Here is a 12382-nt window from a genome sequence, read left to right as displayed (position 1 = left end):
TTCAGTGCGACTTAATTTGCCACATTCTCGCGACGTTTTCGGCTAAGTTAGCAACGTTGACGTCGGCCTCTTTCATGGCCTCAGGTAAGCTCATCGCCCTTGGTACACAAGCAAACACCGCATCAATGCCGCACTCATAAACCGCCTGATAGTTGTCGCCCACACAGCCTGCTAATGCAATGACTGGTAAATTACACTGCTTGGCGACCTGAGCAACGCCCATCGGCGTTTTGCCATGTGCGGTTTGATGATCGATTCGACCCTCGCCTGTAAATACGATATCCGCATCCGCAACATGCTGAGCAAGTTTGACCGTTTCAAGCACAATCTCAATTCCCGGTTGCAAACGTGCTGGCGTGTACCCGAGCAAGGCCGCGCCCATACCACCAGCAGCACCCGCCCCTTCACGAGTCAGTACATGCTTACCCGTCGCTTGTTCCGTCAACTCGCCAAACTTGCGCAATGCGTTATCGAGCAGAGTGACGTCTGATACGGTCGCTCCCTTTTGCGGGCCAAAGATAGCCGACGCGCCTTTGTCACCACAGAGTGGGTTATCAACATCGCACGCTACCAACACTTCGCAAGTTGCTAAACGAGGGTCAAGACCAGAAATATCGATGGACGCAAGCGCCGCTAACCCGCCTCCATTTGGGGTAATTGCATGACCAGACTCATCAAGAAACGCCACCCCCAACGCGGTCAACATGCCCACGCCACCATCATTGGTAGCGCTGCCGCCCAAACCAATGATTAAGCGTTGAATACCTCTATCTAGCGCGTGTTTGATCAGCTGTCCGGTACCAATGCTACTGGTCAGTTTTGGGTCGCGAGCATCACTCGGCACAAGGTGTAGCCCACTGGCCTCCGCCATTTCAATAACCGCAGTTTCGCCGTCGCCGAGGATGCCATAAAACGCTTCAACATCATTCCCTAATGGCGCAGTCACTGTTGTGAAGACTTGTTCGCCTTGAGTTGCATCTATCAAAGATTGAACCGTGCCTTCGCCACCGTCTGCGACCGGAACCGTAACAAACTCAGCATCATGCCATACGCGAGCAAGACCCGTTTTTATCGCCTCGCTCACTTGTTTGGCGGTTAAGCTTTCTTTAAATGAATCAGGTGCAATTACCACTTTCATACGTATTTCCAGAGACTTATAAGAGAACGAGGCTCAAAATGTACACCAATGCCATTGCCGTGACACCTTGAACGAGCGTAGCCATGGTTTGCGCGCGGTACGCTAAGCCCACTGACATGCGGCTAAACTGCGAAACTACCCAGAAGAAGCTGTCGTTTGCATGAGAAACCGTCATCGCACCTGCACCGATCGCCATCACCGTTAATACGCGGCCCATTTCTGAATCTAGCCCCAATTGCGTAAGCATAGGCGCAACCAAAGCCGATGTGGTCACCAATGCAACCGTTGATGAACCTTGCGCCGACTTTAGCGCAGCCGCAACGATAAATGGCATGAAAATACCCACGCCCAGCGCCGATAGCGTCGTACCTAAGTATTCACCTAGCGGCGTGGCTTTTAATACCGCGCCAAATGCGCCACCAGCACCAGTAATCAAAAGAATAGGCGCAGCAGCCGTAATACCTTGGCTGATTCGCTCGCCAAATTCTTCAATCTTGTTGTCTGATTTGAGTAGGCGAACAGAAAGGAACAGGCCAATCACCAATGCCGTTAGTGGCTGCCCTAAGAAAGTCAGAACATCAAACACAAAACCTTCGCCCTGCGGTAGGCTTGGGAATTTCGCGATAGAGCCAAAACAGATCAATAAGATAGGAACAAAAATAGGAGCGAATGCTTGGCTCGCCGTTGGCAATTTGCCGTAAGACGCTTTGAGTGCTTGCCAGTCTTGCTGAATTTCTTCTGCGGCTTCAATGCCATCTGGTTCAACATGTTGGAATCGGTTCGCCCACAACATCCCCGCTAACGCCGCAACCGCTGCAACAAACACACCCACACCAATCACTAAACCAAGGTTAGATTCCAGGCCTAAGTTACCCGCAGCGGCAATCGGGCCAGGAGTTGGCGGCACAAACGTGTGCGTTGCGTATAGGCCAGTTGCCAACGCCACACTCATCGCAACGCTTGAGGTTTTTAAACGCTTAGCGAGTGATTCTTTGAGCGAGTTCAGAATGACAAAGCCTGAATCACAAAATACTGGAACAGAAACGATGTAACCGATGATGCTCATGGTCAATGTTGGGAAACGCTCACCCAACACTTTGATGACCGTATCGGCCATGGTGATCGCCGCACCACTTTTTTCCAAAATAACACCAATGATGGTACCCAAAACGATAACCAAACCAATGTAACCAAGGATGCCGCCAAAGCCAGAAGCAATGGTTTTGGCAATGCTATCTGCCGGTAAGCCGTAAGCAAATGCCGCAAGGAACGCCGCGATGATCAGCGCTAAAAAGGGATGTAATTTGAGTTTGGTGGTCGTGAGCACAATAAATGCGATCACCCCAAGCAGGATTAATATAAGGTTCATGATAACTCCATTTATTCTTATTTTGCTGAGCGAGTCCGTGTTGGCTCACTCAACATGTAGGGACGCATGAATTATTAATCGTTTGCTTTCGAATTCCTTTAGGCGGAGTGACAAATGATGTGGTCAAAAAATAACGCGTATTGTGCAAATGCACAACATCACGCCATTTTTGAGAGCCGAGTCGCAATATAAAGCTCCGCTAACCCCACAAAATTGGTGGTTGGCAACCCTGTTATCTCGGTGATTTTCTCTAACCGATAGCGCAGAGTGTTCCGGTGAATAAACAGCATTTTAGAGCATTCTGTTACATTGCCATTGCATTCAAACAGTGCATCTAGGGTTTTCAATAATTGCCCAGATTTGTCTTTCTCTTTCAACCGTTTCACACCATCAATAATTTGTTCACCTTGCCAAATATCCGCCAACGGCGCTAACAAAACAGGCAAACGAAGTTCATCGAACAGGTACTTACGTTTCTCTGGGTAGAACTGCTTGCCAATAGCTAATACCTGCTTCGCGCTTTGGTATGACAACGCGACATCTTTAGGCTCATTAAACAGCTGTCCTAGCGCAATGTGAAACGTATGCGAATCGTGATCGCTTAAACGCGACATCAACTTATCAATGCGCTCACTTTCAACTTGGCTATCCCACTGCTTGACGGAATGACACGGTTTCAACACCACAATTTCATTCACCGAGACAATCGCAACTAGGTTGTTACGCTCTGGGTATTCAAGCAGCTCAACAATATTGCGCACACTCTTCATGCTTTTCGAGGCGGACGGCGTCGAGACTTCAATCACCGTTGCCACCCGTGGTTGAGTAACATCGATAGAAAGACGCATCGCCCAATCTTTCAGCTCTTCATCGGTCAATTTCCCATTGATCCAAGCCAGAATAAACTCTTCGCGATGACGTCTGTCCCACTGAAATTTTTCCACCAGCGCAGCTTGCTCTATTGTTAGTTCAGCGGTCATTTTAACCAGTTTGGCAAAATCTCGGATTTTCTCCGGCTCTCCTGTGACACCAACAATACCAACCACGTCGCCATGTAATTTCAACAACATATTGATACCGGGTTTGACACCCTGCAACGTCAAACATTGCTGCTCATTAAGCTCTAGCGAATCGCCATGATTCAGCGCCAGTACCGCGCCATCATGCACTTGCCCAACACGTTTAGGGTCGCCACTGCCAATGATGATGCCTGCCGAGTTCATCACATTCACATTGTGACCAATGATGGACATGGTTCGATCAACAATTTGTTGTGCTAAAGCGTGGTCGAGAATCACCATTTCGAGTTTCCAAATTGACCGTTTAATCACTCAATAAATCACAAATGGCAAACTATCGCGATGCTGCGGTTCTAAATAACGGAAGCAGCTCAAAGCATTATCCAATTACCCATATTTAAAAAGTGGATTAAACCTTCATTTTTAGCAGCGGGTTATATACTTAGAACAAAGGTTACCAATGCATTCTTCACTGTGCATTGATGCCACTCGTCTACCTACAGAGGAGAGATCAACATGGAGTTACGGAATAAATCGGGGGAAGTTGCAAATATTGCTGATAACCTCACTTTGAAGGAAATCACAGAAATGGGCTACACCATAGATTTATGCGATGAAGCATTTGCTCCTGGAGAGCATTGGAAAGCGGAAGGTAAAACGCAAGGTATGGGCGAGTATCCAGAGGAGTAAACGTCCTGACGAGCCAGCGCACAAAAGCGTTCCACAAACAGAAAAACCGAGCGACTTAACGCTCGGTTTTTTACTTTTGAACTTCTTGAATAAACAAGCTCATCTCTTCAAGATAATTGCCGTTTGAGCATCCCCAGTCGGTGACCTCAATCAACTCAGTAACTAACTGTCCAGACTCATCATCTTGCACTCTCTGCACAAACGCTTCAAAACGTTCCAGTTGTGCCTGACTCTTAACGCCATGCACGGCATATTCTACAAGCAAGCCGTTGTACGTCTGCCAGCGCTGGTCGCCCGCAACATCATTGCTTAAAATCACAGAACACTTTTGTTGAATGCTTTCAACCGCATCATTTCTTGGTGGCGCGACTGTGGAACATCCAACTAAAATCGTACCTACCGCCAATAACGTAACTTTTGTCTTATTTATCATATCGTTTCCAACTGTATCGCCACGATATGGAAATCTTATTACACCTGATAAGGATCATCGATAGCGCACCGCAGATTAATTACTTAATAAACTGTAAACTCCATACCAGTCTTAACACTGCAAGCTCATAACTCCTATTAACTCACCCAAATGTAAACAAATAGTAAAATCACCTTTACGCGATGCAAAATCGACAAATGAGATTAGCGTTCCTTTCTCGCGACCAAGCGTGCAATAATCAACTATCTACATAACGAAACCATTTGAAGGATCAAAATGACCGCAACGGATTACCTCAACGACCTCAATCAACGTTACCTTGCGATTCACCGCACCAAAGAAGATTTCTTTTGGGAAACTTATATGGGGATCAGCGATGACCATGATGGCTCGACGCAAGCACAAACGGCATGGACAAGCTTTTTAAGCAACGCCGAGCAAATTACTGCCATCAAACAACAGCTTGAAGCCGCGGACTCAATTACCGACCCACAAGAGAAACAACAAACCATTACGGGTCTATCTGGTTGGCTGGTGATGTTTGAATCTCACGCTATCGAGGGCGAAAAAGCACAAGCGTTGAAAAATCAGCTCATTGCCTTTGAAGCTGAGCTCTTCGAGAAAAAACAGAACCACGTACAAACATTTACCGATGAGAACGGCGAGCAAGTAGAAGGTTCACTTCCAGTATTAAGCTCAACCATTCGCACCAGCAATCATGAAGAAGTTCGCCAATCGGCTCATCAAGCGTTGCTGAACCTTGAACAATGGCTACTGCAAAACGGCTTTATTGAACTGATCAAACTGCGCAACCAGTTCGCTCGCTCACTGGGTTATGCGACTTTCTTTGATTACTCCGTGCAAAAAACGGAAAAGATGAGCACTGAGCAGCTATTCGAAATTTTGGAAGATTTCGAACAACGCACGCGAGATGCGCATCTAAACAGCTTAGAAAACTTGGCGAAAGAGAAAGGCGCAAGCGCACTAGCAGGCTACAACTTTGTTTACTCATTCGCGGGTGACGTCATGCGTGACCTTGATCCATACGTGCCGTTCTCTAAATCTCTGAGACGCTGGGTAGAATCGTTTGGTCGTCTAAATATTGATTACTCTGGCGCGACGCTAACGCTGGATTTACTAGATCGCAAAGGTAAGTACCCGAATGGGTTCTGCCACGGCCCTATCCCTTCTTTCTATAATCAAGGCGAATGGGTCGCAGCGCAGGTGAACTTCACCAGTAATGCCAAACCAGACCAAGTGGGCAGCGGCTACGATGGCATTAACACGCTGTTCCACGAAGGTGGCCACGCAGCACACTTTGCGAACGTAAAAATGAACGCGCCTTGTTTCTCGCAGGAGTTTGCGCCGACGTCAATGGCTTATGCAGAAACTCAGTCGATGTTCTGTGATAGCCTGTTAACCGATGCCGATTGGCTAAAACAGTACGCACTGGATGATGAAGGGAATTCTGTGCCTGATGAGATTATTCAAGCAATGATCAACAGCCGTCAGCCATTCAAAGCTTATGAAGAACGTAGCATCTTGGTTGTACCATATTTTGAGCGCGCGTTGTATCAATTGAGCGATGACGAGTTAACGCCAGAGCGCATCACTAAGCTCGCTCGCGATTGTGAAAAACAGATCCTTGGTTTGGAATGCAGCCCTCGCCCACTGATGGCGATTCCACATTTGCTATCCGACGAAGCGGCTTGTGCGTATCAAGGTTATCTACTCGCGCACATGGCGGTGTATCAGACCCGTGCATACTTCCTTGAGAAGTTTGGTTACCTGACGGATAACCCAGAAATTGGCCCACTGCTGGCAAAACACTACTGGCACGCAGGCAATCACTTGTCGCACAACGAAACCATTGTCAGCCTGACTGGCGAAGGCTTCAATGCCAAATACCTTGCAGACGTGTGTAACCTGTCGCCAGAACAGGCATGGGAAGTGCAGCAGAAGAAAATCGACTCACTTGCGACGCGAGAGCGAGCATCAGTCGCTTCACTGAACGCCGCGATTAAAGTCGTCGACGGCAGTAAAGAGCTGGCAAGCAACGCCATCTCTGACGAACAAATGTGTGACGATTTTGAACATTACATCATAGAGACTTACGGTCGATAACACGCAGAAAGCCAGGAGCTTGCCTTCTGGCTTTTTATTCTTTAGCTAATGCAATAGGAAGGAAGATCCATGTACCAAGAAGTCATCAAATTTTGGTTCGAGGAGCTATCGCCCCAAAATTGGTTTGAAAACAACCCAGAACTGGACAAGCGTATTGCATCGCGATTTGCCTCGGTATTAGAACAAGCCGCTCGTTGTGAACTGTTTAATTGGCGTGACAGCGCACAAGGACGATTGGCCGAAATCATCGTCCTCGACCAGTTTTCACGTAATGTGTATCGCAACACCCCAAAAGCGTTTGCACAAGACCCACTCGCATTAGCATTGGCTCAAGAGGCTATTCGGTTAGGTCACGACAAAGAATTAGCGCCCGAGCAGCTAAGCTTTTTGTACATGCCGTTTATGCACAGCGAATCTCGCCTCATTCATGTCCAAGCTGAAAAATTGTTTCGCGCATCAGGGCTTGAAAATAACTACGATTTTGAGCTAAAACACAAAGCCATCATCGACCAGTTTGGGCGCTATCCTCATCGCAATGCGATACTGGGAAGAAAGAGCACTCCCGAAGAGTTATCGTTTTTGCAACAACCTGGGTCAAGTTTCTAAATAACAATGAATAATGAGTTAACCATGAGAGACCACGCAGTATGTTGGCCATGCTTGCTAAAACTAGACGGCGACGATGAGCTGATCTACACGCATTCCCAGTCCGACTTAGACTCTGAATGCGAAGCCCTCATTTTTGGGCAAGATGATTACGTTATCGACTCAAATGGCAACACGTTCGAATTGGAAAATAATGGTTCGAACGCCACTCTTTTACATCCAAAAGAACGAACGCTGTCCGTAGAAGAGGTTACGTCATTAATCCAATCGCATGAATTCAGCCTCGCGCAACGGTGCATTATCAAGATTCATTTCACCTCGGTGAGGCAAGCTGTTGAGGCCTTAGCTCACTAAATCAATCCCAACATGCACATCATTAAATAAAATTATCATTTTTATAATTTATGATAATTTCATGTAATCAACATCACACCATATACTCTCCCACATCGAAACAAGACAACGTTCAAACACACATGTTGGGAGCAAACAAATGAAAATGAATCATGTCGGTATTATGGTCGGAGATATGGACAAAGCGGTTGAGTTTTACACGCAAGCGCTAGGTTTAAAAGTCGTTATGGGCAACACGAAAGTGATTGAAGAACGCGAAACGGCAATTGGCAGAATGTGTATTGCGGTCTTTGGGGAAGGCTTTAAAGGCTTCAACATTGCGCACCTTGTGACAAGTGATGGCATCGGCCTTGAATTATTCGAAATGAAAGAGCGTCAAGAGCGCCATGAAGTGGATTTTTCTCGCATCGGTATCTTCCATTTCTGTTTGCAGACAGACGATTTTGAAGGTGCTATCAAACGCACCGAAGCACTAGGTGGCAAAGTGCGCATGGACATCATGCGTTACCACCCAGAAGACGATAATAAGCCTGCGAAAATGGTTTACCTAGAAGACCCATTCGGCAACCTATTCGAGCTTTACTCACACTCATACGAAGAAACTTACGCTTCTGATTACGAGTAATAGCCCCATCCATATTCCAAAAGGCTAGCAATACGCTAGCCTTTTTTGTTTGCTTTGAGTTGCAGTGTTTCTGCACTCGCTCTAGCAAAAAAACATCTGGAATTTGATCATTTATCTCACCACTTTTAAGGTCACTTTATACTTACCTCAACACAATGCAAAAAGGAGTGAAGCATGCCCACCAAAAATCCAATCGCCATCAAAGCGCTTGATCATGTTGTATTAAGGACCTGTAACCTCGATGCTATGTTGCATTTCTATCGAGACATTTTGGGCTGCCCTGTCGAACGCGAAGTAACGGAACTTGGTTTAACTCAACTTAGGGCAGGTAACGCATTGATTGATGTAGTGACGGTAGACAGCGAATTGGGCCAACTCGGCGGTAAGCCACCAGTTCAAAATGGTCGTAATATTGACCATTTTTGCCTGCAATTGGCGCCTTTTTCCGAGGATGAATTACTGGAATATCTGCGTTCGAACGGCATTGAAACCGAAGAGTTTGCGAAACGCTACGGCGCACAAGGGTTCGGTAGATCACTCTATATACATGATCCGGAAGGAAATGTCGTCGAGTTAAAACCTCAAGTGATTGATGAGTAAGCTACACTTAACTGTGTTACTGACCATTTGTTTCTCACCATTGTAGAAGGCTCAAAAAAATGAACGCGATCTCGTTAGTCCAAGGCGACATCACCACCGCCCATGTCGATGCCATCGTGAATGCAGCAAACCCGAGAATGCTCGGCGGAGGTGGCGTCGATGGTGCCATTCATCGCGCAGCAGGGCCTGCGCTTATCAATGCGTGTTATGCCGTTGATGATGTCGACGATATTCGATGCCCGTTTGGTGACGCACGCATTACTGAGGCTGGCAATTTAAACGCGCGTTACGTCATTCATGCCGTTGGCCCGATTTACGATAAATTCGCCGATCCAAAAGCGGTGTTGGAATCTGCATATCAACGTTCGCTGGATCTCGCGCTCGCCAACCACTGCCAAAGTGTGGCGCTGCCTGCGATTTCTTGCGGAGTGTATGGTTACCCACCTCAAGAAGCAGCAGAAGTCGCGATGGCCGTTTGCCAAAGACCGGAATACGCGGCACTCGACATGCGCTTTTACTTGTTTACTGAAGAGATGCTTTCGATATGGCAACACGCCCTGACCCAGCACTAAAATCTTTGTGACAAGAGGCATAAAAAACCGGACTGCTAACACAGTCCGGTTTGTCTTATTTGTCACTGAATTATCGTTCGTTAAGCGCTACGAATGCTAGGGGGGGTCATCCAAAGCGCCTAATGTGTGCGATCTAGTTTTTGAAGAATCCGTTGTACATCATGTACAAATGCGCTGCAGACCAAGAGAAGTTCGACGCACCTTGTACCGCGCCCGTCTCTGGGTTGTAGTTTTCACGGATTGGCATGTCACCCGTCATACCTTCTGCGTTGTTAAACAGTTCATTCGCCATTGCAATCGCTTCTTCTTTGTAGCCGTAGTTTTCCATCGCACGGAAGCCAAAGTACACTTGATCTAGCCACACGCGACCACGCCAGTACACATCTTTACCGTAAGCAGGGTTGGTTTGCGATGCGGTCGGCAAAGGCACTCCCGTTCCTTGGAATTTATCTGGCGTGTTGAACTCGTCTTGATCACGCATCACCGCGATCACTTTATCGGCATGCTCTTGCGTTGCTGCACCATTAAACAGCGGCGACCAACCTTCAGGACCACGTCCACGCTCTACAATCGGCAAACCCGCACAACCATTTGCAAGAGGCGCAGGAGTAGTGCCATCTTCAGCCACATTCAAGTGAATGTCGTAGAAGAATCCTGTGCTTTCATCAAACATACATTGGTTAATGTAAGTCTTGATTTTTTCTGCGCCATTAAGGAATTCTTGCGCACGATCTTTACCTTCTACGCCATCAGACACCAACTTCGCCATTTCCGCTAAGTATTTGTTGTCTGAGTACATGTAAGAGGCTTGATCCACCGATTCTTGCAGCATAGAGAAGCCAAGCAGCTCACCGTCCGCTGCGTTATTGTTGGTGCGGTTTTCTGCAAAACGAACTTCCCAATCTTTCTTCGCTAGATCGAGTTTCGCTAAGTTTTCCGCTGACGTATTGCTGTACACCCACTCTTCGCCTTCCAGCTTGATGCTGTTATCAAAGCCGTACGCACTTGCCGCGTAGCGACCAAGTTGATCCACATTTCTGTCTGGGTTGCTGATGTCTTCAGCTTGCGAATTCATGTTGTGGATGTTGTAGATAAAGCCAAAACGAGCCGCGTTATCCATGCCCGATTCCCAGCCCGCCGCTTCTTGTGCGCCGACGTGAATCGTCATGTAATCCACTTCATCGAGAATCTTATTGTAAGACGCCATGCCTTTTACTTTATAAGAATTGCCGTTTTGCTCGATGATGTCTTCTGCAGGAATAATGGTCGTGAAGTTAGGATCGCGCGTTTCTACCCAAACGTACATCACGCCTTCTTCCGTGTTGTGTGCTGGGTCTACTGCCGCGCCGTATTCAGGCACACCATTTTGGTTGTGGTCGCGGTTGGATAGCCACCAATCGTGGTATGCCACCAACTTCGGATACATTTCATCAATGAATTTTTGCGCGTCTTCTGGGCGATCAAACTGGTTCACGAGAGCGTAATACACCTCCATCACAGACCATGCCGCCAACGATGGTTTCGTATTGCGTTCGTTCCAGTTTTCAGAGCCAGCACCACCACGACTAACAGGTTTGGTGTACGTCAACACATCCAGCAAGTAGCCTTTATCTTGCGGACGGATCTTGTCATCAGCTTGAACTTGCTCTTGGAATACCGTGCGAATGTTGTCCATCGCAACATCTGGGTTGAAATGCGCCATCGCGTACGCTTGTTTCCACGAATCCCACGGCCACGTTAAGTTACCAGAGAACCAACGCGCAGTGACCGATGGCGTGACTGTCGCTTGTTCAATATCGCCCGCCGCAGAGCGCCAGTTACCGTTTAGGGTCTCCATCGCTTTTACCGCTACGCGAGCTTGGTCTGCTGTCGCTTCTTTGTTGATAAGACCATTCGCTAAATAGCCGTCCCAACGCGCTTTCGACGCTTCCATGTATTGAGTTGGATTCGCTAATACATCTTGCAATTTCAACGATTCTGACTGCACTTCTTTCGCATTGTGCAGGTTAGAATACGCCGTATAAACCGCCGATGTTTGCTCAGCTGGTAGGCTCATCTCCGCGGTAGAACTGAATGAGGTTTCGTTGGTGAACGTCTTCGTCGGTAGAGAACGAGTAATGCGGAACTCGGCATCGCGGTCATTACGAATCGCCCAGTTGTCTTTCATCTCGCTAAAGTTAATTTTAATGCCGTTTTCGATGGTCGAAATCTGGCGCTTGTAATCTGGGTAGTACTGCGCCACGGTTTGGTTTTTGCGCGTCGACAGCGCGTATTTCACCAACTCGCCGTCCCACTCCAACGCCAAGTTCATATCACGATCAGTTTTGTTAGTGATGAGCGTTTCCACCAGCGAAGAGCGATCAGTCACGAAGCGCAGCACCATTTGCACGTGAATATCGTCCAAGTCCAACACCTGCACTAACGCACCTGGAATGGAATAGACTTTCGCTTCTGCGTTCGATAAATCGTAAGTTTGGCCACTCACTTTGTCGGTCAACGTGAGCTTGTCGAACGTTTGGCCAGACATAAAATGCGCGTACTCTTGCGTCACTTGCATAATACCGCCGAAAGCGCCATAACCCGCCGCATCTTCAGGTAGCAAATGGCCATGCCACGCGCCGTTGTCCGTGAGTGCGTTGTACTTCAGGTTCGAATAACTGTCGTAATCACGCAGGTAAGTTGGATTACCAGTACGATCAATCACGTTAGTAAATTCCGAAGTTGGCGCCTGTGGTAAACGGATTTCAGTTTTATCATTGGAACCACATCCAACAAGCGAAATAGTAGCCCCGATCAGAATGGCAAGTGTGCTCTTTTTAAACATACTTTTTCCCTATTATTTACGTCATTTT

The 12382-nt window shown here is 47.4% G+C and carries 12 protein-coding genes; 7 read left to right on the top strand and 5 right to left on the bottom strand.

What is annotated here, in order from left to right:
• Position 1: 1 nt before the first annotated feature.
• From R8N47_RS17360 to R8N47_RS17350, 3 genes are all read right to left on the bottom strand, one after another.
• The gene (locus tag R8N47_RS17360; RefSeq protein WP_042522351.1) at positions 2–1138 is read right to left on the bottom strand and encodes a glycerate kinase; all 1137 of its coding nucleotides are present in this window, start codon (positions 1136–1138) and stop codon (positions 2–4) included.
• A gap of 16 nt (positions 1139–1154) precedes the next feature.
• Complete coding sequence (locus R8N47_RS17355) at positions 1155–2507, bottom strand: GntP family permease (protein WP_318070361.1); 1353 nt, start codon at positions 2505–2507, stop codon at positions 1155–1157.
• Between the two features lie 158 nt (positions 2508–2665).
• Positions 2666–3808, bottom strand: coding sequence for a sugar diacid recognition domain-containing protein (locus tag R8N47_RS17350; protein WP_081248201.1), 1143 nt, complete (start codon positions 3806–3808; stop codon positions 2666–2668).
• A gap of 234 nt (positions 3809–4042) precedes the next feature.
• Between R8N47_RS17350 and R8N47_RS17345 the strand changes: the two genes are divergently transcribed.
• Positions 4043–4216 carry a hypothetical protein gene (locus tag R8N47_RS17345; RefSeq protein ID WP_141135655.1) on the top strand — a complete coding sequence of 58 codons (174 nt, stop codon included), beginning with the start codon at positions 4043–4045 and terminating at the stop codon, positions 4214–4216.
• A gap of 70 nt (positions 4217–4286) precedes the next feature.
• Here R8N47_RS17345 and R8N47_RS17340 read toward each other — a convergent pair whose 3' ends face one another.
• Positions 4287–4649: a hypothetical protein gene (locus R8N47_RS17340; protein ID WP_017634365.1), complete on the bottom strand. Its 363-nt coding sequence runs from the start codon at positions 4647–4649 to the stop codon at positions 4287–4289.
• 276 nt (positions 4650–4925) lie between these two features.
• Between R8N47_RS17340 and R8N47_RS17335 the strand changes: the two genes are divergently transcribed.
• The 6 genes from R8N47_RS17335 to R8N47_RS17310 all read left to right on the top strand — a co-directional run bounded on the left by R8N47_RS17335 (position 4926) and on the right by R8N47_RS17310 (position 9530).
• The gene (locus tag R8N47_RS17335; protein ID WP_033907196.1) at positions 4926–6773 is read left to right on the top strand and encodes a M3 family metallopeptidase; all 1848 of its coding nucleotides are present in this window, start codon (positions 4926–4928) and stop codon (positions 6771–6773) included.
• Positions 6774–6842: 69 nt separating this feature from the next.
• The gene (locus R8N47_RS17330) at positions 6843–7379 is read left to right on the top strand and encodes a DUF924 family protein (RefSeq protein WP_064354462.1); all 537 of its coding nucleotides are present in this window, start codon (positions 6843–6845) and stop codon (positions 7377–7379) included.
• A 24-nt stretch (positions 7380–7403) separates the two neighbouring features.
• Positions 7404–7733, top strand: coding sequence for a DUF4144 domain-containing protein (locus tag R8N47_RS17325; RefSeq protein ID WP_053350102.1), 330 nt, complete (start codon positions 7404–7406; stop codon positions 7731–7733).
• 139 nt (positions 7734–7872) lie between these two features.
• On the top strand, positions 7873–8358 hold the full coding sequence (locus R8N47_RS17320) for a VOC family protein (RefSeq protein ID WP_025768760.1): 486 nt from the start codon (positions 7873–7875) through the stop codon (positions 8356–8358).
• A gap of 174 nt (positions 8359–8532) precedes the next feature.
• On the top strand, positions 8533–8958 hold the full coding sequence (locus R8N47_RS17315) for a VOC family protein (RefSeq protein WP_017821017.1): 426 nt from the start codon (positions 8533–8535) through the stop codon (positions 8956–8958).
• A 59-nt stretch (positions 8959–9017) separates the two neighbouring features.
• Positions 9018–9530, top strand: coding sequence for a macro domain-containing protein (locus tag R8N47_RS17310; RefSeq protein ID WP_064354461.1), 513 nt, complete (start codon positions 9018–9020; stop codon positions 9528–9530).
• A gap of 133 nt (positions 9531–9663) precedes the next feature.
• Here the strand turns inward: R8N47_RS17310 and ygjK are convergent, their stop codons facing one another.
• On the bottom strand, positions 9664–12354 hold the full coding sequence (gene ygjK / locus R8N47_RS17305) for an alpha-glucosidase (protein WP_064354460.1): 2691 nt from the start codon (positions 12352–12354) through the stop codon (positions 9664–9666).
• Positions 12355–12382 lie beyond the last annotated feature (28 nt).

The sequence above is a fragment of the Vibrio sp. 2132-1 genome (assembly GCF_033344315.1).
Note: the sequence above shows the minus strand (reverse complement) of the source record. Positions and strands in the feature narration are given on the sequence as shown.

Coding starts and splice junctions, on each gene's coding strand:
- R8N47_RS17325 (WP_053350102.1), top strand. CDS start 7,404: ATGAGAGACCACGCAGTATGTTGGCCATGCTTGCTAAAACTAGACGGC.
- R8N47_RS17350 (WP_081248201.1), bottom strand. CDS start 3,808: ATGGTGATTCTCGACCACGCTTTAGCACAACAAATTGTTGATCGAACC.
- R8N47_RS17335 (WP_033907196.1), top strand. CDS start 4,926: ATGACCGCAACGGATTACCTCAACGACCTCAATCAACGTTACCTTGCG.
- R8N47_RS17360 (WP_042522351.1), bottom strand. CDS start 1,138: ATGAAAGTGGTAATTGCACCTGATTCATTTAAAGAAAGCTTAACCGCC.
- ygjK (WP_064354460.1), bottom strand. CDS start 12,354: ATGTTTAAAAAGAGCACACTTGCCATTCTGATCGGGGCTACTATTTCG.
- R8N47_RS17355 (WP_318070361.1), bottom strand. CDS start 2,507: ATGAACCTTATATTAATCCTGCTTGGGGTGATCGCATTTATTGTGCTC.
- R8N47_RS17315 (WP_017821017.1), top strand. CDS start 8,533: ATGCCCACCAAAAATCCAATCGCCATCAAAGCGCTTGATCATGTTGTA.
- R8N47_RS17320 (WP_025768760.1), top strand. CDS start 7,873: ATGAAAATGAATCATGTCGGTATTATGGTCGGAGATATGGACAAAGCG.
- R8N47_RS17310 (WP_064354461.1), top strand. CDS start 9,018: ATGAACGCGATCTCGTTAGTCCAAGGCGACATCACCACCGCCCATGTC.
- R8N47_RS17345 (WP_141135655.1), top strand. CDS start 4,043: ATGGAGTTACGGAATAAATCGGGGGAAGTTGCAAATATTGCTGATAAC.
- R8N47_RS17330 (WP_064354462.1), top strand. CDS start 6,843: ATGTACCAAGAAGTCATCAAATTTTGGTTCGAGGAGCTATCGCCCCAA.
- R8N47_RS17340 (WP_017634365.1), bottom strand. CDS start 4,649: ATGATAAATAAGACAAAAGTTACGTTATTGGCGGTAGGTACGATTTTA.